We start from the raw sequence: 26,111 nt of genomic DNA, 5'->3' as shown, positions 1-26,111 counted from the left end.
GGGCGTTCGCACGTCGAATAGGACAGGCCGGCGCGGAAGTCGACGCCCTCCGAGGGCGCAGGCGCCCCGCCGGCGGAGTATCAATCGGCGACCGCCCCTTTCAGCAGCCTGTCGGCCGCCGCCCGTGCCTCCGACGTCACTTCGGCACCGGACAGCATCCGGGCGATCTCCTCGCGCCGGTGATCGGGGGCAAGCGGCGCCACCCGCGTCGCCACGCGGTCGAGTTCGGCCATGGCCTCCTTGGCGATGCGGAAATGATTGCCGGCGCGTGCGGCCACCTGCGGGGCATGCGTCACCGCCACCACCTGCACGCGACCCGAAAGCCGGGCGAGGCGGGCGCCGATCGCGTCGGCCACCGCGCCACCGACCCCGGTGTCGATTTCGTCGAACACCAACGTCGGCGCCGAGCCCTTGTCGGCCAGCACCACCTTCAGCGCCAGCAGGAAGCGCGCCAGTTCGCCGCCGGAGGCGACCTTCATCATCGGGCCGGGCCGCGTGCCAGGATTGGTCTGCACCCAGAACTCGATGCGGTCATAGCCGTCGATATGCGCGGCCTCGTCCATCTGGCAGTCGGTGAGGAACCGGGCGCGCTCCAGCTTCAGCGGCGGCAGTTCGGCGTTCACCGCCGCATCCAGCGCCTCGGCCGCCGCGCGGCGCTTGTGCGAGAGATCGCGCGCCGACTGGCGATAGGCCGCTTCCATGGCATCGGCGCGCGCCTCGAGACCCTTCAGCGTCTCGGCTCCATGGTCGAGCGCGTCGAGCTGGTCGGCAAAGCGGGCGGCGACGGTCGGCAGGTCGTCCACCGTGCAGGCGTATTTCCGGCCGGCCGCGCGCAGGGTGAACAGCCGTTCCTCGATCCGTTCCAGCTCATGCGGGTCGAAATCGGCCTCGCGCAGCGCCGCATCGAGATGGGAGCGGGCAAGGTCGAGTGCGTTCAGCGCCGCGTCGATCGCTTCTACCGCCGGGCGCACCAGCGATTCGACCTCGCCGGCCCGCCGTTCGAGCCGGCGCACGGCGGCGGCGAGGCCGGGTATGGGGGAATTGTTGCCGCCGACGGCGTCCTGCGCATCGGCCAGATCGGTCGCGATCTTCTCGAAACGCATCATTTCGGTGCGCCGCGCCGCAAGACGTTCCTCTTCGCCCGGCTCGGCGGCAAGGGCGGTAAGCTCCTCCACCGCATGACGGATGAAATCGGCTTCCTTGGCTGCCTCATCAAGCCGCGCCTTTTCCTGGGCGGCCTCCGTGCGGGCAGCGCGCCAGCCGCGGGCCCGGGCGCTGACTTCCTCGGCCAGCCCGACCAGACCGCCATAGGCGTCGAGCAGCGCGCGGTGCGACGCAGGATCGACCAGCGCGCGATCGTCGTGCTGGCCGTGAATCTCCACCAGTCGACGACCGAGCGTGCGCAGCATCTGCGCGCTGACCGACTGATCGTTGACAAAAGCGCGGGTGCGGCCATCCGCATGCTGCACCCGCCGCAGCACCAGCGCGCCATCATCGTCGATCCCGGCTTCCGCCAGCAGTGCGCGCACGGGGTGATCGGCGGCGAGATCGAATTCGGCCGTCACCTGCCCCTGCGTGGTGCCCTGACGCACCAGCGAGCCATCGCCCCGGCCGCCGAGCGCGAGGGTGAAGGCGTCGAGCAGGATGGACTTGCCCGCGCCGGTTTCGCCGGTGAGGACCGTGAGGCCGGAATGGAAAGAGAGGTCGAGCCGCTCGATGAGCACGATATCCCTGATCGACAGGGCGATCAGCATGGGTAACGCTCCAGAACGTGGCCTTGCGGGACGAGCATGCGCGGCGTTGGCGCCAGCGGCCGAAAGACGCGCATCATGTTCTCGCTACGTTCTCACAAGTCGCGGCGGAGCGGAAGAGGGTTTCGCCCCTTCCCTAGCCGAGGGTGAAACCCTTGAACGCCTTGGCGATCCACGACTGCTCGTTCATCTTCGGATCGACGCCGCGCGACTGAACCAGCTTGAACGCGTCCTTGTACCAGGTGCTGTCGGGGAAATTATAGCCCAGCACCGCCGCCGATGTCTGCGCCTCGCTGATGACGCCAAGCGACATATAGGCTTCGGTGAGGCGGTAAAGCGCCTCCTCGACATGGCGGGTCGTCTGATAGCGGGTCACCACCACCTTGAAGCGGTTGATCGCGCCCGCATAATTGCGCTGCTCAAGATAATAGCGCCCGATCATCATCTCCTTGCCGGCGAGCTGATCGCGAGCGACTTCGAGCTTCTTCTTGGCGCTGACGGCGTATTCCGTATTTGGATACTTTCGAATAACCTCTTCCAGCGCATCCATGGCGCGCTGCGTGCGCTGCTGGTCGCGAGAGATGTCGGGGATCTGGTCGAAATAGGAGGCGGCGACGAGATACTGCGCATAGGCAGCATCTTCCGAGCCGGGATGCAGAGCGAGATAACGCCGCGCCGCTGCGATGCAATCGTCGTATTCGCCCAGCGTGTAGTTGTTATAGGCGATCATCAGCAGCGCCTTGCGCGCCCATTCGGAGTAGGGATGCTGGCGATCGACATCCTCGAAGCGGGTGATCGCCTCCTTGTACTCACCCTTCTGCATGAGGGTGAGGCCCTCATTGTAGCGCTGTTCGGCGGGAACGTCGGGATAGACCGTCTCTTCCTTGTTGGTATCGAACCAGCTGGCGCAGCCGCCCAGCGAGGCACCAACGAGCACCAGTCCGAAAAGGCGCGCGGCCACGAAGCCCGAACGCACCGCGCGGGGGCGGGAGACGGGAGCCAAGGGGCCGGGAACAGTCTGGCCGAGACGGAGAAGACGCATCACAAGTTCGATCCCGATCTGGTCGCTGTTTCGTCGCCGAGTGCGTGGACAGGCGCTAAGGTGGCTTTCCGACCGGATTATGGCGCCTTGGGACGCCGAGCGCAAAGAGCCACGGCAAGCCACCTTTTCACGCCCTCTGTGGCGCGAAGGACGCGCATGCACGGCAACACCGGGAAATGCAGCCCGGACGGCACCCAGCCAAATGGAGAAAAACCGGAAGACGGGAGCGATTGGAACGTCCGGCGCCCGGCCCATCAGTCGGCCAGGAGGTCGACAGCCTCACAGTTCCGGCGCGTAGGCGGGAACCGCCACTGCGATCAGCCCGGCATTGCTGCTGACGGTCCGGCGGGCCGGGATGCGGGCTTCGACGATCTCATAGGCGGAACGGTCGGAGAGCAGCGCGTCGACGACGGCGAAATTCAGCTTGTGGCCGCCGCGATAGGAACGGTAGCGGGCCAGAAGCGGCAGGCCGCCAATGGCAAGATCCCCAATGGCGTCGAGCGCCTTATGGCGGACGAACTCGTCGGCGTAGCGCAGACCGGTGGTGTTCATCACGCCCTCGTCGCCGAGGCAGATGGTGTTGTCGAGCGAGGCGCCGAGGGCATAGCCGGCCTGCCACAGACGCTCGACATCGCTGACGAAGCCGAAGGTGCGCGCAGCGGCGAGTTCCTTGCGGAACACATCCGGCGACATGGTGGCCGCGAAGCGCTGACGCCCGATGGCGGAATGGTTGAAATCGATCTCGACTTCGAGCCGGAAGCCCATGTCATAGGGCGAAATCTCGCCGAAGCCGGTCTCTGTCTCGATACGGACGGGCTTGAGCACACGCAGATAACGGCGCGCGCGGTCGGTCTCGACAATGCTGGCCTCATCCACCGCAGCAACGAATTCGCCGGCGCTGCCATCGAGGATCGGTACTTCCGGACCGTCGATCTCGACCCGGGCATTGTCGACACCGAGGCCGGCGAAGCAGGCCATCAGGTGTTCAACGGTGGAAACGGCGGGCCCTTCCGAATCGCGCAGCACGGTGGCGAGATCGCTACCACGCACCGCACCACGGCAAGCGCGCACCGATTGATTCGTGTCGTTGCGGAAGAAGACGATGCCCGTGTCGGCTTCGGCGGGGGAAAGATGCATCCGGGCCATCTTGCCGGAATGTACGCCGACGCCGGAGAGCGTCACATCATCGCCGAGGGTGGTCTGCCGTACAGCGTTCATTCGACCCAAAAAGCGGTGCGGCAGGCGCCCCGCTCTCCCCAATCCCCAAAACCAACACAGTGCGCCGCTACCTAAAGGCTCGGAACCGAATCCGCTGCGGACGCTTATCGTTGGCTGGCAAGATAACGGCGCCGTGAGTCCGCGCCAAATCACGCTTGCTTACCGTCTGTTACCGCCTTTACGCTACCGCACAAATCTGAAAAATCCTTTAATTACAAACAGCTACGCCCGGACCTCGCGATCCGGGCGCTGCATTGCGTGGGCGTTTTGTAACAGGCGGCACGCGGCCGCCTGTGGTGCGTGTCTCAGCCTTGGCGGCGCAGGAAGGCGGGGATATCGAGATGATCATCCTCCGCCGGGCGCGCCGCGCGCGGATCGGCCGGGCGGGCCGCCGGACGCTTGGCGTATTCGGAAGTCTCGGGCCGCATGTCAGCAACCTGACGCGGCTCGGGCTGGGCCGGCGCGCGGCGCACCACGGGGCGCATATCCGCCGCCGGCTCTTCGTCTTCCTCCTGGCTGCGGCCGAGGCCGACATGGGCGAGACGCTGCAGCAGCGTCATCCGCTTCTTCTCAGCCTGATGATGGTCCGGCGCCTCGCCGCGCGCAGCGCGGATCTGATTCTGCGCCGGCATGGGAAGCTCGTCGACGCGCGGCATGCGCGGGGACGGACGCTCGGCCTGCGGCGGAATGAACGGCTCGATCGCGTGCTCTTCGTAAGCCGCCTCATTGTACGGCGCCGGCTCGGGCTCGGCATAGAGCGCGGGCTTGGGCGCCATCGGGCGGATGGTCACGTCGTCGATAGCGGCCGGCGCCGGCGCATAGGACGGCTGGGCGTAGGACGGCTCACCATAGGGATGCTCGCTGACCGGGGCCGCGGCGAAGCTCGGCTCGTGGTGCGGGGCGCCGAAATCCTCCGCGTCGAGCGCCGAGGCGACCGAGCGCAGGGCGGCGTCGCGGCGGGCTTCCACGGCGGCGCGGCCTGCATTGGAGACACGGCGGCCGCCGAGGTCCGGCAGATTGTTCAGCGCGTGGGGAATCTGCTCGGGAATCACCGCCGGGTCGATACCGGTGGCAACGACCGACACGCGGATCAGCCCTTCCAGGGTCTCGTCGAAGGTGGCGCCCAGAATGATGTTGGCATCGGGGTCGACTTCCTCACGGATGCGGGTCGCCGCCTCGTCCACCTCGAACAGGGTCAGGTCCTTGCCGCCGGTGATCGAGATCAGTAGGCCGCGCGCGCCACGCATCGACACTTCGTCGAGCAGCGGGTTGGCGATCGCCGCCTCGGCCGCATGGCGGGCGCGCTGCTCGCCGGAGGCCTCGCCCGTGCCCATCATAGCCTTGCCCATCTCGCGCATCACCGCGCGGACGTCGGCGAAGTCGAGGTTGATGAGGCCTTCCTTCACCATCAGGTCGGTGATGCAGGCAACGCCGGAATAGAGCACCTGGTCGGCCATCGCGAAGGCGTCGGCGAAGGTGGTGCGCTCATTGGCGACGCGGAACAGGTTCTGGTTGGGGATGACGATGAGCGTATCGACACCCTTCTGCAGCTCGTTGATGCCCATCTCGCCGATGCGCATGCGGCGCTGGCCTTCGAAGTGGAAGGGCTTGGTCACCACGCCGACGGTGAGGATACCCAGCTCGCGGGCCGCACGGGCGATGACCGGGGCCGCGCCGGTGCCGGTGCCGCCGCCCATGCCGGCGGTGATGAACACCATGTGGGCGCCTGCGAGATGATCGCGGATCTCGTCGAGCGCTTCCTCGGCGGCGGCACGACCGACTTCAGGCTGGGAACCGGCACCGAGACCTTCGGTGACCGCGACGCCCATCTGCACGATGCGCTCGGCCTTGGAGAGGGTCAGCGCCTGCGCGTCGGTGTTGGCGACCACGAAGTCGACCCCCGTCAGGCCGGCCGTGATCATGTTGTTGACCGCGTTGCCGCCAGCGCCACCAACACCGAAGACGGTGATGCGGGGACGCAGTTCGCGGATATCCGGTACCTGGAGGTTGATGGTCATTCTAGTGTCCCCTAACGCCGGCGGGCACGCGGCCCGTCATGATCCCTGTGGTGCCGGTTCCGCCGGCGCGGATTAAATGGTGCACGTCAGAAGGCCTCCCTCAGCCAGTGACCGACGCGCGAGAAGTAGCCGGAACCGTCGCCCTGCGAGAGGCGGCGGCGGCGAGCCTCGAAATGTTCGAGCCCCGCGACCTGCGGATAGACCAGAAGCCCGGTAGCCACGGCGAAGGGCGCGCCGCGCGTCGCCTCCGGCAGCTTGGAGATACCGAGCGGACGACCGATTCGCACCTGTGGTCCCAGTATGTTCCCGACTAGCTCCGCAAGGCCAGTGAGTTGAGCGGCCCCGCCGGTGAGAACGATGCGCCGACCCGCTCCTGCCGCATGGCCGGAGGCGTGCAGACGGTCGCGCACCAGTTCCACGATCTCCTCGACGCGCGGGCGCACGATGCGCATCAGCCGCGCCTTGGGAATCGCCCGCGGCAGGTCGTGATCGTCGGTGATGCTGGGCACGGTGAGCATTTCGCGCTCGTCAGCGCCCATCGCCAGCACGCCGCCATGCAGGCTCTTCAGCCGCTCGGCATCGGCAAGGCGGGTGGACAGGCCGCGCGCCACGTCGTTGGTCACGTGCTGGCCGCCGATGGCGATGCCGTCGACATGCACGCAATGGCCGTTCTCGACCACCGCCACCGTCGTGGTGCCGGCGCCGAAGTCGATGAGCGTGACGCCGAGTTCCGCCTCGTCATCGGCCAGGGTCGACAGCGCCGCCGCATAGGGGGCCGCGACCATCGCCTCGACGCCGAGGTGGCAGCGCTCGATGCACAGCAGCAGGTTGCGCACAGCGGCCGCCTCGGCGGTGATGACGTGCAGATCGACGCCGAGCCGGCGCCCCAGCATGCCGCGCGGCTCACCAATGCCGGCGACGCCGTCCAGCGCATAGCCGACCGGCAAGGCGTGCAGGATGGTGCGCCCCTCGCCGACCGCGAAAGTGGAGGCGGCGTCGAGCACGCGGCGGATATCACCCTCGGCGACGGCCGGCTCGGGCAGATCGACCTCGGCGGTGAAGTGCTCGGAAGCGAGGCGGCCGCCGGCCATCGAGACAATAACGGAAGCGATCTGCGCCCCGGCGGTGCGCTCGGCCGCGTCCACTGCCCGGCGGATCGCGTGCTCGGCGCGCTCCATGTCGATGACCGTGCCGCCCTTGATGCCATGGGCGCTGGTGTGGCCGATGCCAAGCACATCCACCGAATGAGTGCGCCGGCGCAGGCTGGACGTCGCCTCCCGCGGCTTCAGCCGGGCGATCATGCAGACGATCTTGGAGGTGCCGACTTCCAGCACGCCGACCACGCCGGTGCGGCGCGGCGCCAACGGCCGCATTTTCGGGGCGATCTCGAACGGTGCGCGGGTTCTCATGTGCTGCCCGCCTTCTTCGCCTTGGCCTTGGCCTTCAACTCCGCCTCGCGCGCCGCATAAGCGGCGTCGGACAGGCGCACCGATACCCGGTCGGGCAGGCGCAGATCGACAATGGTGATGTCGCGAGAGAGCAGCGACTTCTGCTGGTCGAGCAGCGCGAGCTGTTCGAGCGCGTCGTTCAGCCCTTCCTCGGGCAAGCGCACATCGACGCCATTGCGCAGCTTCAGCGTCCAGCGCCGGTCGGCGACACGGATGGCCGCACGCACCTGATCGCGCACCCCCGGAACGAGGCTCAGCGCCTCGACGATCTCGACCACATGAGTCTCGGCCCCATCGCCGACCACGATCGGCAGGCGAATGTAGCGCGGGTCGTCAGAATAGGGGGCGATGACGGTGCCGTCGCGGGCGATAACGTTGATCTTGCCGTCTTTCTGCCAGAGCGCGAAGCCCTCGCGCTCGACGATCTGGATGTCGAGGCGGTCGGGATAGAGCTTCTGCACTGTGGCACGCTTGATCCAAGCCAGCTCCTCCAGCCGCATGCGCGCGCCCTCGGCATCGAGGAAAAGCAGCGAGGATGTTGGCTTCACGCCGGCCGTGGCGAGGATATCGCCGGGCGTGACGTGATTCTGGCCAGAGAGATTGATGTTGGCGATGCGGAACCCGGCAAAATTGGCGGCGACATCGCCGAAGTCGCGAGCGGTCTCGATCGCCGCCGGCATATGGCCGCCCCGCTCCATGCCGTAAAGGCCGGTGGCGGCGAACAGGGCCGCCGTGAGCCAGGCTCCGGCGCCGGTGAAGGCGGCGCGCGAGGTGCACAGGCCGACCAGCAGGCGCCGGCCGCCGATGATGGTGCGGTCGAGAAGACGGGTGCGCTCGGACGTGGGGGCCCGGCGCACCGGCATGCGCGGACGCACGCCTCGGGTCGATTCGCCGGTGGCCGCGCTGGTCCGCTTGCCCGCCGGCGTCTGCCGCGGGGTCAGCGATCGAGCGAAGCGTCCTCCACCATCCATCGTACAAGCTCACCGAACGAATGGCCCGCATGGGCTGCCAATTCGGGCACAAGCGACGTCTCGGTCATTCCGGGCTGCGTATTGACCTCCAGACAGACAAGGCCGGATTCGTCTCCGGTCTGGTCGTCGTAGCGGAAGTCCGTCCTGCTGATGCCCCGACAGCCGAGAGCGCGATGCGCCCTGACCGCTAACATCTGCGCCTTTTGGTAAATATTCGGTAAAATTCGGGCCGGCAGAATGTGGCGTGAACCGCCCGGAGCGTATTTTGCCTCGTAATCATAGAACTTTAGGTCGGACTGGATTTCGATAACGCCGAGCGCCTCGTCGCCCATGACGGCGCAGGTCAGCTCCAGGCCGGGGATGTAGCGCTCGGCCACGAGGTCCTCGCCGAATCCCCAATCCGGCCGGTGAAGCTCCTGGGGCGGGTGCTCCTGATCCTCCCGCACGATGAACACGCCGACGGAAGACCCCCCGGTGTTCGGCTTGAGCACATAGGGGCGCGGCAGCACATGCGCCCGCGCCGCTTCCGCCCGCGTCACCATACGGCCCTCGGGTACGGGGATATCGTGCGCGGCAAGGACAATCTTGGCCTGCCGCTTGTCCATCGCCAGCGCCGAGGCGAGCACCCCGGAATGGGTGTAGGGAATGCGCAGGATTTCGAGAATGCCCTGGATGGTGCCGTCCTCGCCGGGCCGCCCGTGCAGCACATTAAGCGCCACATCGGGTTTGAGCGCTGTCAGCACCTGCGCAATGTCGCGCCCGACATCCACGCGGGTCACGCGGTAGCCAACGCTTTCCGCGGCTTTCGCGCAGGCTTCGCCGGACCACAGCGACACCTGCCGCTCCGGCGACCAGCCGCCCATCAGGACGGCGACATGCTTGCCCATGATACTCTCCTCGACGGCCCGACGGGCCGCATCGCTCAGACGGGAAGACCGATGCGCTTGATTTCCCACTCCAGCTCGACGCCGGAGTGGTCCTTCACACGCCGGCGCACTTCTTCGCCGAGCCCCTCGATATCGGCGGCCGTCGCACCGCCGGTGTTGATCAGGAAATTGCAGTGCATGGTCGACATCTGCGCCGCGCCCCGGGTCAACCCCCGGCAACCGGCGGCGTCGATCAACTGCCAGGCCTTCTGGCCGGGCGGATTCTTGAACGTCGAGCCACCGGTCTTTTCGCGGATCGGCTGCGAGGCTTCGCGTGCGCTGGTGATTCGGTCCATCTCGGCGAGAATGGCCGCCGTCTCTCCCGGCCGCCCCTGAAACAGCGCGGCGGTGAAGATCACATCGGCCGGTGCCTGCGAATGCCGGTAACTGAAACCGAAATCGGCATTGGTGAACACGTGCACCCGCCCCGCGCGATCGACGCCGCGCGCTTCGATGAGCGTGTCCTTCGTCTCCCCGCCATGCGCCCCGGCATTCATCCGCAGCGCCCCGCCAAGCCCGCCGGGAATGCCCCGGTAGAAGGCCAGACCGTCGATCCCCGCTTCCGCCGCTGCGCGGGCGAGTTTCACGTCCGGCACCGCCGTGCCGGCGCGGAGCCGGTGGCCCTCTTCAACCGTGATCTCACTGAAGCCGCGCCCCAGCCGCACCACCACGCCCGGCACCCCGCCGTCACGCACGATGAGGTTGGAACCGAGGCCGATGACCGTCACCGGGATTTCGGCCGGCAGATGGCTGAGGAAATAGGCGAGATCGTCCTCATCGGCTGGCGTGAACAGCACCTGCGCCGGCCCGCCGACGCGGAACCAGGTGAGTTCAGCCAAGCTCTGATTGGCGATCAGCCGGCCGCGCAGTTCCGGCATCGCGGCGGAAAGCTCTGGCGTGAGGTCGGAGAAGCTCATCGCGCGGCCCCGGCCGCCAGTTGCTCCGGCAGCGCATAGGCCCATTGGGTGATGTTGCCGGCGCCGAGACACACCACGTAGTCACCCGGCTTCATCAGCCCGTTCACCAGCCCCGCGAGCGCCTCTGGCCCGCTCAGCCCCATCACCGAGCGATGGCCGCGCGCGCGCAGCGCTTCTACGAGATGATCGCGGTCGATGCCGGAAATCGGCGCCTCGCCGGCCGCATAGACATCGGCGACGATCACATGATCGGCGTCGTTGAAGCAGGTGGCGAACTGGTCGAACAGCGATTGCAGCCGTGTGTAGCGGTGCGGCTGGACGACCGCGATCACCTGTCCCTCGGTCGAAGCGCGGGCGGCGCGCAGCACGGCGGCGATTTCCACGGGGTGGTGGCCGTAATCGTCGAAGATGGTGACACCGCCCACCTCACCGGTGCGGGTGAAGCGCCGCTTCACGCCACCGAAACCCGCCAGAGCGCTGCGAATCTGCTCGTCACTGGCGCCAAGTTCATGCGCAACGGCGATCGCAGCAGTCGCGTTCAGCGCGTTGTGCTTGCCGGGCATGGGCAGCACGAGATCGCGCAGTTCATGCACCACGGCGCCGGTGCGATCACGGAACAGCACGCCAAACCGGCACATGCCTCCGCGCAGGTCGAGTTCGACCAGGCGGACATCCGCCTGGGGGTTCTCGCCATAGGTTATGACGCGGCGATCCTCGACATGGCCGACAAGGTCCTGCACCACGGGATGATCCGTGCACATGACCGCGAAGCCGTAGAAGGGCAGGTTGTCGATGAAGCTGCGGAACGCGGCCTGCACCGCCTCGAAGGTCTTGAAGTGGTCGAGATGCTCCGGGTCGATATTGGTGACGATGGCGACCTCGACCGGCAGCTTGAGGAAAGTACCGTCGCTCTCATCGGCCTCAACCACCATCCATTCGCCATCCCCGAGGCGGGCATTGGTGCCATAGGCATTGATGATGCCGCCGTTGATGACGGTGGGGTCGAAGCCGCCAGCATCGAGCAGGGTGGCGACGAGCGAGGTCGTCGTGGTCTTGCCATGGGTGCCGGCGATGGCGACGCAGCTCTTCAGCCGCATCAGCTCGGCCAACATCTCCGCCCGACGCACCACCGGCAGGCGCTTGGCGCGGGCGGCGACCAGCTCAGGATTGTCGCGGCGGATGGCGGTGGAGACCACCAGCACCTCGGCGCCGTCGATGTTGCCGGCCGCGTGGCCGATCAGCACCTTGATGCCCTTTTCGGCGAGGCGCTTCACATTGGCGCTCTCGGCGACATCCGAGCCCTGCACGGTGTAGCCGAGATTGTGCAGCACCTCGGCAATGCCGCTCATGCCGATGCCGCCAATGCCGACGAAATGGATAGGGCCAAGAGAGAGCGGGAGCTTCATGGGGTGTTCCTTCCGCCCGCACGCGGGGCAGGCGTCTTTTGCCGGCGCGCAGGAATAGACGAGCGCGCCGCGCCCGTCACCGGGCCTTTGGTTGGGTCGAAGGGAAAGCGGGCGGGCGCGATCCTAGACATGGATCTTGCCGACCGCGATCACGAGCGTGGCGAGGCGCTCGGCGGCGTCGGCCCGGCCCATGGCACGGGCGGCGCTGGCCATCGCCTCCAGCCGCCCCGGTTCTCCGGCGAGACGGGCGATAGCGGCGGCGAAGCTCTCCGGCGTGAAATGGCTCTGCGGCATCACCACCGCGCCGCCGCCATTGGCAAGCGCTGTCGCATTGGCCAGTTGGTCCTGGTCGAGCGCGCCCGGCAATGGCACGAGGATGGAGGGCCGGCCAATCACGCCCAGCTCGGCCACCGTCATCGCGCCGGAGCGCGAAATGACGAGATGCGCGCCGGCAATGCGCGCCGGCAGATCGGGGAAGAAGGGCGCCACCTCCGCGCTCACGCCGAGCCGGGAATAGGTGGCGCGCACAGCGTCAAGGTCCTCTGGCCGGGCCTGCTGCACGAGACGAAGCCGGGCGCGCAGCGCCGGATCGAGCGCTTCCACGCCCGCCGGCACCACCTCGCTCATCACCCGCGCGCCCTGGCTGCCGCCGGTGACCAGAAGCTGGATCGGTCCGTCCGGCGCCGGGGGAGCGAAGGGCACCTCGGCGGCGGCGATCACCGCCGGACGGACGGGGTTGCCGGTGTGGTGAGCCTTGGCCGCGAGGGCAGGCTTGCCGGCGCAGATGGCGGGATAGCCGGAGGCGATGGCGGTGACGCGGGATGCGAGAAGCGTGTTGGCCCGCCCCATCACCGCATTGGCCTCATGGATCAGGGTTGGGAAGCCGGCATAATGGGCGGCGAGTATGGGCGGCAGGGTGGGATAGCCGCCGAATCCGACGACGATGGCCGGCCGCATCGCCCGCATCAGCCGAAAACCCTTCGCGAAGCCGAGCCCAAGCGTGAGCGCGGTGCGCGCCAGCGCGACGGGCGAGCGCCCGCGCACCGTCTCCGCCGGCAGCACGTGCAGGCGCCGCGCGGGAAAGTGGCCGGCATAGCGGGCGGCGCGCGAATCGGTGACGAGATCGACGTCGATGCCGCGCGCGGCCAGCACGCCGGCCAGCGCCTCGGCGGGGAACAGATGGCCGCCGGTGCCGCCGGCGGCAAGAATGACTAGCGGACGCGCAGCGGAGGACATGGTGACCCTCACGCCGGACGCGGCATCGGCGCGCCGAGACGCGTGCCGAGCCGCTCCAGCTCGGCCAGGGTCGCGGTGCGCGGGCGCCGGCGCGTCAGGGCGAGCAGCATGCCCATGCCATAGGCGAGCGACAGCAGCGACGAGCCGCCATAGGACACGAAAGGCAGCGTCATGCCCTTGGCGGGCATCATGTGCAGATTGACCATCATGTTGATGCAGGACTGCAGCCCGAACAGCATGGCGAGGCCCGCCGTGGCGAAACGCACGAACGGGTCCTCGTCATTCAGCGCCCGCGACAGCGCGCGCAGCACGATGAAGGCGAACAGGCTGGCGATCATCAGGCACAGAACCGCACCGAACTCCTCACCGGCGACGGCGAAGATGAAGTCGGTGTGCCCGTCGGGCAGTACCTTCTTGAAGCTGCCCTCGCCCGGCCCCTGCCCCAGCCAGCCGCCATTGAGGAAGGAGTTGATCGACAGGTCGATCTGATAGGTGTCGCCGGAATCCGGATTCATGAAACGGTCGATGCGCTGGGTGACGTGCGGCACCGTCTTGTACGCGAGGAACAGGCCGGCGGCGCCAATGCCGCCCAGCCCCACCACCCAGATGATGCGCAGCCCCGCGAGGAAGAACAGGCTGCCCCACACCAGCGAGACCAGCATGGTCTGGCCGAAGTCCGGCTGCATCACCAGCGGTGTCACCACCATGCCCAGCAGGCCGATGGCGAGGAACTGGCCCGGCATTTCCGGCCGTCGCACGCTTTCCGAGAAGAGCCAGGCGGCGATGATGACGAAGCTCGGCTTGAGGAATTCGGACGGCTGTACCGTGACGCTGGCGATGTTGAGCCAGCGCCGCGCACCCTTCACTTCCGGCCCGATCACCAGCGTGGCGCAGACGAGACCGAGGAACAGGAAGAACAGCACCAGCGCGATGCGCCTGATGTTACGCGGCGAAAGGAACGAGGTGGCCAGCAGAATGATCAGCGCCGGCACCAGGAACATCACCTGCCGGTTCACAAAATGGAACGGGTCGGGAATGCCGATGCGCGCCGCCACCGGCGGGCTCGCCGCCAGCGCCAGCACGATGCCGATGATCATCAAGGCGGCGAGAGCGCCGAGCAGCAGCCGGTCTATGGTCCACCACCACTCGCCGACGACCGTCCTTTCGGCACGCGATATCATATACGCCACTCCGGGAAACGCTTTGCCGGAGTATGGGACGGTTAAGGTTGACGCCGACTTAATGCCAGCAGTGCCTCAGGCCGTCGGAAGCGCGTTGACGAGGTCGCGGAACGCGTCGCCCCGCACCTCGAAGTTGCGGTACTGGTCGAAGCTGGCGCAGGCGGGGGACAGCAGAACCACCGGATGCGCCAGACCCGACGCCGCCGCGTCCGCCGCCGCGCGGGCGACCGCCACATCCAGCGTCCCGCACATCTCGAACGGCACCGTCTCGCCCAGCGTCGCGGCGAAGGCTTCGGCCGCGACGCCGATCAGATAGGCCTTTTTCACCCGCGGAAAGAAGGACCGCAGCGGCTCGATGCCGCCCTCCTTCGGCTTGCCGCCGGCGATCCAGAAGATGTCCTCGAACGAGGTCAGCGCCCGCTCGGCCGCATCGGCATTGGTTGCCTTGGAGTCGTTGACGAACAGCGTATGGCCTATGGTGCGGACCTGCTCCATGCGGTGAGCGAGGCCGGGAAAGCTCTTCATGCCGGTGGCGATCACCTCCGGCGCGAGGCCGAGGGCGCGGGCCGCAGCAAAGGCGGCGGCGGCGTTCTGCGCATTATGCGCGCCGCGCAGCGAGCCGATGCCGGCGAGCGGAAGGGTAAACACGCGGGTGCCCTTCTCCCTGACGACGAGATCGGTGCCCTTGAGGGAGACCCCGTCCTGCAGCGCCTCCCGGACGGAGACTCGCACGACATTCTTGCCCGCCGCTTCCGCGCGATCGGCGATGGCGCGCGACCAGTCGTCATCGACGCCGATCACCGCCGTACCACCCGCTTCGACACCGGCGATAAGCCGCTCCTTCACCGCGGCGTAATGCTCCATCGTCCCATGCCGGTCGAGATGATCGGGAGAGAGATTGAGCAGGATTCCCACGGCCGGATCGAGGCTCGGCGTGAGGTCGATCTGGTAGGAGGAGCATTCGATCACATAGGCGCGGCGCCCCTTCGGCGGCTCCAGCCCCAGAATGGCGGGCCCGAAATTGCCGCCGATCTGCACGTCGCGCCCGCCGACCTTGAGCAGATGGGCGAGCAGCGCCGTGGTGGTCGATTTGCCATTGGTGCCGGTGATCGCCGCGAAAGCGGGGCGCCCCGCCGCGCGCCGCTCGCGGCAGAACAGCTCGATATCGCCGATGACCTCCACGCCAGCGGCCCGCGCCTTCTTCACCGTCCAGTGCGGCTCGGGATGGGTGAGCGGCACGCCCGGCGCCAGAACCAGCCCGGCGAAACCCGACCAGTCGGCCGCGGACAGGTCCCCGGTCGGGATGGCCTCGGCCGCGGCTTTCTCCACCGAGGCGGGCGAATCATCCCAGGCTGTGACCTTCGCGCCCCCGGCGAGCAGCGCGCGGGCGGTGGCGAGGCCCGACCCGCCGAGCCCGAACAGGGCGACAACGTGGTCCTTGAAGGAAGATACGGGTATCATCGGGAGCAACCTCGGGAGCGGCACCCGCAAAAAGAACCGCGCGGGCTCCCCTCGCTAGCGCATTTCAAGGGGCGATGAAATGATCGGCCTGCCGACGACACCGGCGACCCCCCCCAGCCTGAGAGCCTGCCATGCCCGCCCCCGCTCTGCTTCCCCTCGGTTCGACGATGCGCGTGCTGCGGCCGCATCCCAACATCTACGCCTTCTATGACGGCCGGATCGACGGCGCGCGGGCGCATTCGGCGGCGCCGAACTGGCTCGACGACGGCGCCTATGCCCTCGGCGTCTGCGTCTATGCGGTGGTGGATGGCAATGAGGCGCTGCTCTATGACACCCACATCTCGCTCCCCCACGCGCAGATGATGCGCCGGACGCTGGAAGATGCGGGCGTCACCTCCTTCCGCGTCGTGCTGAGCCACTGGCACGACGACCATGTCGCCGGCAACGCCGTCTTCGCCACAGACGAGATTATCGCCCTCGACCGCACGGAACGGGCGCTCGCCGCCAACCGCGTGGCGCTGGAGAACGGCGACCCGCCGATTTTCCCGCTGGTCATGCCGAACAAGATCATCACCGGCCCGACCGAGATTTCCGTCGGCCGCCTCACCGTGAAGCTGGAACCGGCGGAAATCCACAGCCATGACGGGCTGATCTTGCTGCTGCCGCAGCTCGGGGTGATGTTGGCCGGCGACACGCTGGAAGAGCCAATCACCTATGTCGCCGAGGCCGAGCGGCTGCCGGTGCACATCGAGGAGTTGAAGCGCATCCGGCAGTGGGGCTATGGCCGCATCCTGCCCAATCACGGCGCGCCGGATGTGATTGCCGCCGGCGGCTACGGTCCCGAACTGATCGATGCCACGCTGCGCTATGTGAGCAAGCTCTTACACACGCGCATCGACATGGCGTTGGCCGACCAGGACCTTTCCACCTTCATCGCCGGCGATCTCGCCACCGGGACGCTGGCCTATTTCGCCCCCTATGAGGCGGTTCACGCCAGCAATGTGAAGAAGGTGCTGGCGCTGCCGGGATGAGGCTCTGAAGCCCCGTCATCCCGGACGGCCGCAGGCTGATCCGGGATCGCGTACCTTGAACGGATGGCGATCCCGGCTCTCGCTTCGCTCGGCCGGGACGACGAAAAACAAAACTCACCGCAGCTTCAGCGTCGACAGGCCGATCAGTGCCAGCACCACCGCGATGATCCAGAAGCGGATGACGATCTGCGGCTCGGTCCATCCCTTCTGCTCGAAATGGTGGTGGATCGGCGCCATTTTGAACACGCGCTTGCCGGTGAGCTTGAAGGAGGCGACCTGAACGATCACCGAGACCGCCTCCAGCACGAAGAGGCCACCGATCACCGCCAGCACGATCTCGTGCTTGGTGGCGACCGCGATGGTGCCGAGCAGCCCGCCGAGCGCCAGCGACCCGGTGTCGCCCATGAAGATCTGCGCCGGCGGCGCGTTGAACCAGAGAAAGCCGATGCCGGCGCCGATGATGGCACCGCAGATCACCGCCAGTTCGCCCACGCCGGCGACATAGTGGATCTGCAGATAATCCGCGAACAGCACGTTGCCAGAGAGGTAGGAGATCATCCCGAAGCTGCCCGCCGCCACCATGACGGGCACGATGGCGAGGCCGTCGAGGCCGTCGGTCAGGTTCACCGCATTGCCGGCGCCGACGATGACGAAGGCGCCGAGGACGACGAAGAACCAGCCAAGATCAAGCAGTAGGTCCTTGAAGAACGGGAAGGCCAGCGAGGAGGACAGCGGCTCGCGACCGACATGCATGATGACCACCGCCGCCGTGCCGGCGATCAGCGCCTCGATGGCGAGCCGCGACTTGCCGGACAGGCCATTATGGGTCTGCTTGGTGACCTTAAGATAGTCGTCATAAAAGCCGATCAGGCCGAAGCCTATGGTGACGAACAGTACCACCCAGACATAGGGGTTGGACAGGTTGCCCCAGAGCAGCGTCGCCACCATGAGCCCGGAGAAGATCATCAACCCGCCCATGGTGGGCGTGCCCTTTTTGGTCAGCAGATGCGACTGCGGCCCGTCGGTGCGGATGGGCTGGCCTTTGCCCTGCTTCAGCCGCAGCAGGGCGATGATCGCCGGGCCGAACATGAAGACGAACAGCAGCGCGGTGATGATCGCCCCGCCGGTGCGGAAAGTGATGTAGCGGAAGACGTTAACCGCCGGGACGCTTCCCTGGAGTTCGGCGAGCCATTGCAGCATGGAAGATCAACCTTGGGGTGGGCGGAGCGGCAAGCCGGCGCGCCGCGACAGGCAAGTGTTCAGGCCCGGAATCGGGAAGAAAGGAACGGCGCGGCTCATTCCGATGATTCCGCCGTTTCCGCAAGGCGGTCGTCGGGAAAACGCTCGATGAGTGCACGCACCAGCGGCCCCATGCGACTGCCATTGGAGCCCTTGACCATGATCACGTCGCCGCCGCGCAGCCGCTCGGCCACCAGGGGCAGCAGCGCCGCCGCATCCGGCGCCCAGCCGCCGCGGCGGCTTTCGGGCAGCGCCTCCCACAGCGCCCGCATCAGCGGGCCGGCGCAGAAGACGAGATCGGCGGCGGCAGCAGCCGGGGCGAGTTCGCGGTGCATCGCCTCGCCCTGGGGCCCGAGTTCCAGCATGTCGCCGAGCACGGCGATGCGCCGGCCGCGACCGGTCGGCGGGGTGGTGCCAAGCACGGCCAGCGCTGCGCGCATCGAGGCGGGGTTGGCGTTGTAGCTTTCGTCGATGATTGTCGCGCGCCCGCCCTTGACCGCCAGCCCCGTGCGCACGCCACGCCCCGGGGGCGGGCCGAGCGCCGACAGCGCCAGTGCGGCGAGGCACAGATCGGCGCCCGCGAGCTTCGCCGCGGCGAGCACGGCCAGCGCGTTCTGAACGATATGGCGGCCGGGCAGCCCGACCTTGAAGCTGACGCTCTCACCCATGATGTCGGCCATGGCGGTCGACATATGCGGCTGGAGATTGACGCTGGTAAGCCGGGCCTGCGCGCCTTCTGCCTCGCCGAAACCGATGATCGTGCCGATGCCCGCCGCCCGCGCGGCGGCCACCAGCCGCTCGTAATGCCGGTTGTCGCGGTTGAGCACGGCGGCGCCACCGGGCGTTACGCCGGTGAAGATTTCCGCCTTGGCGTCGGCAATGCCCTCCACACTGTCGAACTGGGCGATATGGACCGGCTCGACCGTGGTGATGATCGCCACATGCGGACGCACCATGTCCACAAGCGTCGCGATCTCGCCGGCGTGGTTCATGCCGAGTTCGAACACGCCATAGACGCTGTCCTGCGGCATGCGGGCGAGGGAGAGCGGCACGCCCCAGTGATTGTTGTAGGACGCCGCCGAGGCATGGGTCGGGCCGTCGGCCCCCAGCGCCAGGGCCAGCGCTTCCTTGGTCGTGGTCTTGCCGACCGAGCCCGTGACACCGACGATGCGGGCGCGGCTGCGGCCCCGGGCGGCGCGGCCGGCGGCTTCAAGCGCGCGGAGCACATCGTCCACCAGAAGCAGCGAAGCGCCGTCCGGCATATCGCCGGTGCGCCCGCGCTCGACCACGCTCAGTGCTCCGCCACGCTCATGCGCCATGGCCACATAGGCATGGCCGTCACTGTTGTCGCCGCGTAGCGCGAAGAACACATCGCCCGGCCGCAGAGTGCGGGTATCGATGGAGACGCCGCCAATGGCCGCGGCCGGCGCACCGGCGAGCACGCCTCCGGTAGCCTGGGCGAGCGCCTCCGGCGTCCACAGCGGCGATAGGGCAGCCGAACCGGCGCTCATGCGCTCATCTCCCGAGAAGCCCGACCGCAACGTCGCGGTCGGAGAATGGCAACGTCCGGTCGCCGATAGTCTGGCCGGTTTCGTGACCCTTGCCGGCAATCAGCACCACATCTCCCGCTGCCGCCTCGTCCAGAGCGGCTTTGATGGCCTCCGCACGGTCCCCGATCTCGCGCGCACCCGGCGCACTGGCGAGAATCGCCGCCCGGATCGTGGCGGGATCTTCGCTGCGCGGATTGTCGTCGGTGACGATCACGACATCGGCCTTGGCGGCGGCAATCGCCCCCATAATCGGACGCTTGCCCCGGTCACGATCACCGCCGCAGCCGAAGACGACGATCAACCGCCCGCTCGCATAGGGCCGCAGCGCGTCGAGCGCGTTGGCCAGCGCGTCGGGCTTGTGCGCGTAGTCGACGAACACGCCCGCACCCTCCTTTGTGCCGACGAGTTCGAGCCGACCCGGCACGCCCTCCAGGGTTTCAAGCAGCGGCAGCACCTCGCGGGCAGCCGCACCGGTGAGCAAGGCAAGGCCGGCGGCGACGAGCGCATTGCAGGCCTGGAACGCGCCGACGAGCGGCAGCTTCACCGTGTGGCGCGCACCATCGATTTCGATCTCAAGCCGTTGTCCCAGTCCCTCATCGACGCGGTTCAACAGCGCGATGCCGGCTCCCGTCGCACCGATGCCGAGCACGTTCAGCTCATGCTCGGCAGCGACCTGCGCGACGTGGCTGCCCTCGGTGCTGTCCACCCACACCGCCGCCCCACCGCCGCGGGGCACGAGATCTCGGAACAGCCGCATCTTGGCGTCGAGATAGGCCTGCATGTCCGGGTGATAGTCGAGATGGTCGCGCGAGAGGTTGGTGAAGCCGCCGGCCTTGAGCCGCACCCCGTCGAGCCGGTGCTGGTCGAGCCCGTGGGAGGACGCTTCCAGGCACAGATGGGTGACGCCCTCTTCGGCGAGGTGGTGCAGCGTGCGATGCAGCGTGATGGGGTCGGGCGTGGTGAGCGCGCCCTTGACGGCGCCTGAAGGCGCCACCACGCCGAGCGTGCCGAGGCTGGCAGCGGAGAAGCCGAGCCCCTGCCAGATCTGCCGAGTGAAGGAGGCCACCGACGTCTTTCCCGAGGTGCCGGTGACGGCGGCGATGGTCTCAGGCTGGCGGGGAAAGGCGCGGGCAGCCGCCAGACCCATGGAGTGCCGGGCATTGCCGACGCGCACATAAGAAATGGCGGGATCGAGCCATGTCGGCCTTGCCCCCTCCGCGACAACGGCAACCGCCCCGCGGTCGATGGCCTCGCGCACGAAGGAAAGTCCGTCGCTCTTCACACCGGCAAGCGCGAAGAAAACATCTCCCGCCCGAACCGAACGGCTGTCGAGAGCCGGCTCGGCCACAGCGAGCTCCGGAGAGGCAGCCTCGTAATCGGCGTCCTCGCCGATCAGCCCCCGAAGGGTAAGGCGGCGGGCGCAGTCGACGGTGGGTCGTATCTGGTCACGCATTGGCGTCGTCCTGCGCGCCACGACGGGCGCCTTTTACATCACTGCGCCCGGGCCAGCGTCGTGTTGGCGAGCAGGCTTTCGGCAGGCGGCATATCCGTACGCGGCATGATGCCCAGCATCGGCGCGATGCGGGAGATGATCTTGCCCGTGGTCGGCGCCGCGTTCCAGCCGGAGGTAGCGAAGCCATAGGTACCCTCGACCGGCTGAGGCTCGTCCAGCATCACCAGCACGAGGTACTGCGGATTGTCCATCGGAAACACCCCGGTGAAGGTCGTGAGCAGCCGCGTCTTGGAATAGCGGCCATTGATGACCTTTTCCGCCGTGCCGGTCTTGCCGCCGGCATAGAAGCCGGGGACGTTGACCTTCTTGGCCGAACCCTTCTCGGCATTGAGCCGCAGCAGGTAGCGCATCTTGGCGCTGGTTTCCGGCTTGATGATCGGCGTGCCGAGCGCCATCGCCTCCTCCCGCGTCCGTTTGAGGAAGGTCGGGGGAATGAGATAGCCGCCATTGACCAGCGCGTTCACCGCCATCACCGCCTGAAGCGGCGCGACTGCCAGGCCATGGCCGAAGGCGATGGTCGCGGTGTTCACCTCTCCCCAACGCTTGGGCACGATCGGCATGGCGCTTTCCGGGAGTTCCGTGCGCAGCCGGTCCAGCTGCCCGGCCTTGGCGAGGAACGCCTTGTGCGCGTCCACGCCAAGCGACAGCGCCATTTTTGCGGTGCCGATATTCGATGAGAACAGGAACACTTCGGGGAGCGTCAGCACGCGGTTTTCCGCATGATAGTCGCTGATCTTGAAACGCCCGAAGCTCAGCGCCCCGCGCGCGTCCAGCGTCGAGTTGATGTTGAAGCGGCCGCTGTCCAGCGCCATGGCGAAGGTCAGCGCCTTGAAGGTCGACCCCATCTCGAACACGCCGGTGGTGAGGCGGTTGAGGTTTTTCGGGTCGAGCGAGCGCGCCGGGTCATTGGCGTCGAAATCCGGCAGCGAGGCCATGGCGACGATCTCGCCGGTGCGCACATCCACCACCGTTCCCGCGGCGGCGATGGCCTTGAACTTCTCCTTGGCGGCGAAAAGCTCGTCGCGCAGCACGTGCTGCACGCGCAGATCGAGCGCCAGTTCCACCGGCTCCTGCTGGCGGTCCGTCGCAAAGCCCGCGAGGTGGAGATCGGAAAGCCCGCGCGTGTCGACCCATTTCTCGATGCCGGCAATGCCCTGATTGTCGATGTTTGTCGAACCGAGCACATGGGCGCCCAGCGTGCCACCCGGATAGATGCGCCGGTTCTCGGTCATGAAGCCGATGCCAGGCAGGCCGAGATTGTGGATTTCCCGCTGCTGCTGCGGGGTGATGTCGCGCTTCAGCCAGATGAAGCCGCGATCGGTGGAGAGCCGCTGGCGCAGTTCGTTGGCATCGAGGTCGGGCAGAACGGCGGTGAGTGCCTCGACCGCCTCGTCGACATCGATCAGCCGGCGGGGTTCGCCATAGAGCGAGGCGGACTTCACATCGGTGGCCAGCACCAGCCCGTTGCGGTCGACAATGTCCGGCCGCGCCGAGGCGACCGCATCGGTGGCAACGATGCGCCGCGCCACGGCGCCCTCGGGCGCCGAGGCGAGCATGGCGAGCCGGCCGCCAATGGCGAGGTAGACGCCGCCGAACACGATCATGCAGAGCACGATGCGCGCGCGGGCGACGGCATGAGCTTCCGGCCGGCCGCGCCCGAAGGCGGCCCGCACAATGGCGAGCAGCCCACGCAGCAAGGCGTGCGGCAGACGAAGCAGGCGCCGGCCGATCGCGGGGGCGGAGAGGTTGGAAACGATGCTCATGGTGCCACCTCGCGCTTACTGGCCGATATCGCCGGGCGGAAGCAGCGGCGCCGCCGTAACCGGGTTGAGCGGCGCGCCGACAACGCCCTGCGCGCCGGCGGGGCTGCGACGGGCGGTCCCCATCGTTCCCGCCGGGGGCATCGCCGACAGGGGCAACGGTTCGGCGGAGAAGGGCTGTTCGGGCAGCGGCGCATCGTCCGGCAGCTTGGCGACCGGAGCGGTGCGCGCGGGCTTCGACGGCTTCGGCGCGGCCGCTTCCGGCGTTGGCGGATTGAGAGAGGGACCGTCCACCAGCGCCTCGATCATACCGCTCAGCCCGTCGCCGCCTGCGTCCGGCTTGGCGGGAAGGCTGGCGAGACGGTCCATATGGTCGACATCGAGCGGCTGCATGTCGAGGTGCTTCTCCGCCAGGGCCTGAACGCGGTCGGGCGCGGTGCGGCGGGCCCACTCGGCATGGAGAATCGCGATGCGGTCGCGCTCGGACCGGATTTCGGTCCGCAGCTTGGCGATTTCCTGCGCCTCGAAGGCCGAGGAATATTTGACATGGTAGACGATGCCCGCCGCCGCGAGCAGCGCGATGACCGAAACGGCGTTGAGTATGCGGAACATGTCTCGACCTCAGCGACGGCGGGGAGCATCAAGGGCGGGCAGAGGCGGCAGCAGCGAGCCAAGGTCACCCCCGGCATGCGCCGGCGCGGCGGTACGGGCGGCGGCCCGCAGCTTGGACGAGCGGGCCCGCGGATTGGCCGCCCGTTCCTCTTCACCCGGCTCGACCGCGCCGCGCGCCACGAGCGTGAAGCTCGGCGCCGCACCCGCCACCGCCGGCAGATGACGTGAACCGGCGGCGACCTTGGCGCGGTTGGCGAGGAAATTCTTGACGATGCGGTCTTCCAGCGAGTGGAAGGTCACCACCACCAGCCGACCGCCGGGCTTTAGAATGCGCTCGGCGGATTCGAGCGCACGGGCGAGTTCGCCAAGCTCGTCATTCACCGCGATGCGCAGTGCCTGAAAGGTGCGGGTGGCCGGATGCGGCTCGTGCGGCTTCGCCCACACCACCTTGGAGATGATGTCGGCAAGCTGTAGCGTGCGTTCGATCGGCGTCTGCACCCGCGCTTCCACGATGGCGCGCGCCACCGCGCGCGAGCGACGCTCCTCGCCGAAGCGGTAGATGAGATTGGCGAGTTCGGTCTCGGAGAGCTTCGCCACCAGATCGGCGGCGGAGGGCCCGTCCTGCGACATCCGCATGTCGAGCGGCCCGTCGCGGCGGAAGGAAAAGCCGCGCTCACCCTCGTCAAGCTGCATGGAGGAGACGCCGATATCCAGCACGACGCCATCGACGAACGGCTCGCCCTGCGCCTCCACCACCGCATCGAGCGCACTGAAGCGCTCCGGCACCAGCGTGAGGCGTCCGTCGAATTCCGCGACCAGCGCCTGCCCGTCGCGAATGGCGTTGGGGTCGCGGTCGATGGCGATTACCCGGCAATCCGCCGCATCGAGAATGGCACGCGTGTAGCCGCCGGCGCCGAAGGTGCCGTCGACATAGACGCCGCCCGGCTGCGGGGCGAGATAATGCAGAACTTCGTTCAGCAGGACAGGCAGATGACGGGCCGGTCCGCCGGCAGCGTCCGTCTCCGAACCGCCGCGACCCGTCATCATGCCCCATCGGCGCGGGAATCCCGCGTCGCCCCCTGAGAGCCGATCTCCTGCTTCAGCGCGCGCACTCTGGCAGTGGCCTCCGCCAGATGCGCCCGGAAGCGCTCGGGCTCCCAGATCCGAAAATGATCCCCGAGGCCGACCAGAACGGCCTCGTCCTTGATGTGCGCATGGGCTTTCAGCCCCTCGCCGAGCATCACGCGGCCCTCCGGATCGAGCTTGACCATCTCGATCGCCCCGTAGAGCGCGCCCGCCAGTTCCTCCCGCGCTTCCGAATAGGACGGATACCGCGCGATCAGGGCGTCGATCCCCGCCATCAGCCGCGCGCCGCCCGCCTGCAGGGCGGGAAGGTCGAGCGCCGGATGGCAGTACAGGTGCTCCAGCCCGTCCCGCGCAAGAAGTGCGCGGTACGGCGCCGGGATCGACATCCGGCCCTTGGAATCGAGCCGCATCGGGTAGGTCGATACGAAACGTTCCATCGGCCCGGCACGCCCCTACGCAAACACGCCCCGTCGCAATGTGCTCGCCGCGCACCAAATGCCGAGCGACCAGCGCCGAAACGGCGCCGTCGGCCTTGGTTACGCAGTACTGCAACGGGATGATCTGGGATACCATGGGATATGATGGTCGTCAATGGAATGACCGTGGCAGACCACTGTCTGTGGGGCTTCCACACAGGTGATTCCGCCGCAGTCGGCATCCCGGCATTAACGCCCCATGAACCTTAAGAATCTGTTGAATCACGCTGGGTCCGGCATTAGCTGCTGCGGGATGAGCGACACCCACAGCCCCTTCCCGCCCGACTCGCCGCTGGTCGCCGAGGTTCTGTCCTCGCCAAACCACGGCCCGCGCCTCGGGGTCGCCCGCCCGGACATGTTGCTGCTGCACTATACGGGCATGGAATCGACCGCCGAGGCGGTCGCCTGGCTGCGCGCGCCGGAGCGGCAAGTCTCGGCGCATTACGTGGTTCTGGAGAATGGCCGCATTCTCCAGCTGGTGCCGGAGGCGCGCCGCGCCTGGCACGCCGGTGCCGCCTTCTGGGCGGGGGCCACCGACATCAACTCGCATGCGATCGGCATCGAAATCGCCAATCCCGGGCACGAATTCGGCTACCCGCCCTTCCCCGCCGTCCAGATCGAGGCCGTGACGGCGCTGGCCAAGGACATCCTGTCGCGCCAGCCCATCCCGCCCGACCGGGTGCTCGCCCATTCCGACGTCGCGCCGATGCGAAAGGACGACCCTGGGGAGAAGTTTCCTTGGGAAATCCTGCACCGCTTCGGAGTCGGGCATCTCGTCGAGGAAGTCCCGCCCAGCGACGGACGGTTTTTCATGCGCGGCGAGCACGGCCAGCCCATTGAAGCGCTCCAGGCCATGCTTGCCCTCTATGGCTATGGCGTGCCGGTGAGCGGCACCTATTGCGCGCAGACCGAGGCGGTCGTCCGGGCCTTCCAGCGGCATTTCCGCCGCGCTCGCGTCGATGGTGTGGCCGATGTCTCGACGCTGGCGACGCTTTACGCGCTCTGCGCGGCACGCCCGGCGGATGTGGCGGGCACAACGTCAAGCGCCGAGACCGCCTGAAATAGCGCCCCGCCTCAAATATGAGCAGGCGGAGACAGGATGCTGCGCGTGCTGCCGCTGTCCCGCAAGCATCGTTCGCGCGCGCTGCGATGGCACCACATTGCGCGGTACTGCCGGGGGGTTGCGGCCGTCGCTTGTCGGCAATGCGACCGATCTTGTGCGGCATAGGTCACATTCATACCTGATTGTCTTGGCTTTTCCCCGGCTGC

21 protein-coding genes are annotated in these 26,111 nt (G+C 67.7%); 2 read left to right on the top strand and 19 right to left on the bottom strand.

What is annotated here, in order from left to right:
• Positions 1 to 80: 80 nt before the first annotated feature.
• From recN to murD, 12 genes are all read right to left on the bottom strand, one after another.
• Positions 81 to 1,754 carry a DNA repair protein RecN gene (gene recN / locus K9D25_RS09275; RefSeq protein ID WP_244450560.1) on the bottom strand — a complete coding sequence of 558 codons (1,674 nt, stop codon included), beginning with the start codon at positions 1,752 to 1,754 and terminating at the stop codon, positions 81 to 83.
• A gap of 133 nt (positions 1,755 to 1,887) precedes the next feature.
• Complete coding sequence (locus K9D25_RS09270; RefSeq protein ID WP_244450559.1) at positions 1,888 to 2,793, bottom strand: outer membrane protein assembly factor BamD; 906 nt, start codon at positions 2,791 to 2,793, stop codon at positions 1,888 to 1,890.
• A 279-nt stretch (positions 2,794 to 3,072) separates the two neighbouring features.
• Positions 3,073 to 4,011, bottom strand: a complete 939-nt coding sequence (gene lpxC, locus K9D25_RS09265) for a UDP-3-O-acyl-N-acetylglucosamine deacetylase (protein WP_244450558.1) — start codon at positions 4,009 to 4,011, stop codon at positions 3,073 to 3,075.
• Between the two features lie 305 nt (positions 4,012 to 4,316).
• A complete protein-coding gene (gene ftsZ / locus K9D25_RS09260; RefSeq protein ID WP_244450557.1) occupies positions 4,317 to 6,029 on the bottom strand; it encodes a cell division protein FtsZ in 1,713 nt (570 codons plus the stop codon).
• Positions 6,030 to 6,115: 86 nt separating this feature from the next.
• Positions 6,116 to 7,438, bottom strand: coding sequence for a cell division protein FtsA (ftsA, locus tag K9D25_RS09255; protein ID WP_244450556.1), 1,323 nt, complete (start codon positions 7,436 to 7,438; stop codon positions 6,116 to 6,118).
• Entirely contained in the window at positions 7,435 to 8,340 is a 906-nt protein-coding gene (locus K9D25_RS09250) for a cell division protein FtsQ/DivIB (protein ID WP_244450555.1), read from the bottom strand. The genes ftsA and K9D25_RS09250 overlap by 4 nt, the downstream gene beginning before the upstream one ends.
• Before the next feature lie 74 nt (positions 8,341 to 8,414).
• Positions 8,415 to 9,335, bottom strand: coding sequence for a D-alanine--D-alanine ligase (locus K9D25_RS09245; RefSeq protein WP_244450554.1), 921 nt, complete (start codon positions 9,333 to 9,335; stop codon positions 8,415 to 8,417).
• A 35-nt stretch (positions 9,336 to 9,370) separates the two neighbouring features.
• Positions 9,371 to 10,291, bottom strand: a complete 921-nt coding sequence (gene murB, locus K9D25_RS09240; protein ID WP_244450553.1) for a UDP-N-acetylmuramate dehydrogenase — start codon at positions 10,289 to 10,291, stop codon at positions 9,371 to 9,373.
• Entirely contained in the window at positions 10,288 to 11,697 is a 1,410-nt protein-coding gene (murC, locus tag K9D25_RS09235) for a UDP-N-acetylmuramate--L-alanine ligase (protein ID WP_244450552.1), read from the bottom strand. Before murC ends, murB begins: the two co-directional genes overlap by 4 nt.
• 123 nt (positions 11,698 to 11,820) lie before the next feature.
• Positions 11,821 to 12,933, bottom strand: a complete 1,113-nt coding sequence (murG, locus tag K9D25_RS09230) for an undecaprenyldiphospho-muramoylpentapeptide beta-N-acetylglucosaminyltransferase (RefSeq protein WP_244450551.1) — start codon at positions 12,931 to 12,933, stop codon at positions 11,821 to 11,823.
• A gap of 8 nt (positions 12,934 to 12,941) precedes the next feature.
• Positions 12,942 to 14,114, bottom strand: coding sequence for a putative lipid II flippase FtsW (gene ftsW / locus K9D25_RS09225; protein ID WP_244450550.1), 1,173 nt, complete (start codon positions 14,112 to 14,114; stop codon positions 12,942 to 12,944).
• A 75-nt stretch (positions 14,115 to 14,189) separates the two neighbouring features.
• Entirely contained in the window at positions 14,190 to 15,575 is a 1,386-nt protein-coding gene (gene murD / locus K9D25_RS09220; RefSeq protein ID WP_244450549.1) for a UDP-N-acetylmuramoyl-L-alanine--D-glutamate ligase, read from the bottom strand.
• A 131-nt stretch (positions 15,576 to 15,706) separates the two neighbouring features.
• Between murD and K9D25_RS09215 the strand changes: the two genes are divergently transcribed.
• The gene (locus K9D25_RS09215; RefSeq protein WP_244450548.1) at positions 15,707 to 16,606 is read left to right on the top strand and encodes an MBL fold metallo-hydrolase; all 900 of its coding nucleotides are present in this window, start codon (positions 15,707 to 15,709) and stop codon (positions 16,604 to 16,606) included.
• A 114-nt stretch (positions 16,607 to 16,720) separates the two neighbouring features.
• Here K9D25_RS09215 and mraY read toward each other — a convergent pair whose 3' ends face one another.
• The 7 genes from mraY to K9D25_RS09180 all read right to left on the bottom strand — a co-directional run bounded on the left by mraY (position 16,721) and on the right by K9D25_RS09180 (position 24,803).
• Entirely contained in the window at positions 16,721 to 17,806 is a 1,086-nt protein-coding gene (mraY, locus tag K9D25_RS09210) for a phospho-N-acetylmuramoyl-pentapeptide-transferase (RefSeq protein ID WP_244450547.1), read from the bottom strand.
• A gap of 95 nt (positions 17,807 to 17,901) precedes the next feature.
• Positions 17,902 to 19,356 (bottom strand): UDP-N-acetylmuramoylalanyl-D-glutamyl-2,6-diaminopimelate--D-alanyl-D-alanine ligase, encoded by a 1,455-nt coding sequence (locus K9D25_RS09205; RefSeq protein WP_244450546.1) that lies wholly within the window; start codon positions 19,354 to 19,356, stop codon positions 17,902 to 17,904.
• Between the two features lie 4 nt (positions 19,357 to 19,360).
• Positions 19,361 to 20,848 (bottom strand): UDP-N-acetylmuramoyl-L-alanyl-D-glutamate--2,6-diaminopimelate ligase, encoded by a 1,488-nt coding sequence (locus K9D25_RS09200; protein WP_244450545.1) that lies wholly within the window; start codon positions 20,846 to 20,848, stop codon positions 19,361 to 19,363.
• Positions 20,849 to 20,886: 38 nt separating this feature from the next.
• Positions 20,887 to 22,671, bottom strand: a complete 1,785-nt coding sequence (locus tag K9D25_RS09195; protein ID WP_244450544.1) for a peptidoglycan D,D-transpeptidase FtsI family protein — start codon at positions 22,669 to 22,671, stop codon at positions 20,887 to 20,889.
• A 15-nt stretch (positions 22,672 to 22,686) separates the two neighbouring features.
• Complete coding sequence (gene ftsL, locus K9D25_RS09190; protein ID WP_244450543.1) at positions 22,687 to 23,280, bottom strand: cell division protein FtsL; 594 nt, start codon at positions 23,278 to 23,280, stop codon at positions 22,687 to 22,689.
• Positions 23,281 to 23,289: 9 nt separating this feature from the next.
• Entirely contained in the window at positions 23,290 to 24,327 is a 1,038-nt protein-coding gene (gene rsmH, locus K9D25_RS09185; RefSeq protein ID WP_432207921.1) for a 16S rRNA (cytosine(1402)-N(4))-methyltransferase RsmH, read from the bottom strand.
• On the bottom strand, positions 24,324 to 24,803 hold the full coding sequence (locus tag K9D25_RS09180; RefSeq protein WP_244450542.1) for a division/cell wall cluster transcriptional repressor MraZ: 480 nt from the start codon (positions 24,801 to 24,803) through the stop codon (positions 24,324 to 24,326). Before K9D25_RS09180 ends, rsmH begins: the two co-directional genes overlap by 4 nt.
• A 292-nt stretch (positions 24,804 to 25,095) precedes the next feature.
• On the opposite strand from K9D25_RS09180, the gene K9D25_RS09175 reads away from it, so the two are divergent.
• Positions 25,096 to 25,902 (top strand): N-acetylmuramoyl-L-alanine amidase, encoded by an 807-nt coding sequence (locus tag K9D25_RS09175; RefSeq protein WP_244450541.1) that lies wholly within the window; start codon positions 25,096 to 25,098, stop codon positions 25,900 to 25,902.
• The last annotated feature ends 209 nt before the right edge of the window (positions 25,903 to 26,111 follow it).

It is taken from the genome of Ancylobacter polymorphus, from assembly GCF_022836935.1.
In the GTDB taxonomy this organism is placed as follows: domain Bacteria; phylum Pseudomonadota; class Alphaproteobacteria; order Rhizobiales; family Xanthobacteraceae; genus Ancylobacter; species Ancylobacter polymorphus_A.
The sequence above is the reverse complement of the archived record's forward strand: the minus strand, read 5'-3'. Positions and strand labels throughout refer to the sequence as shown.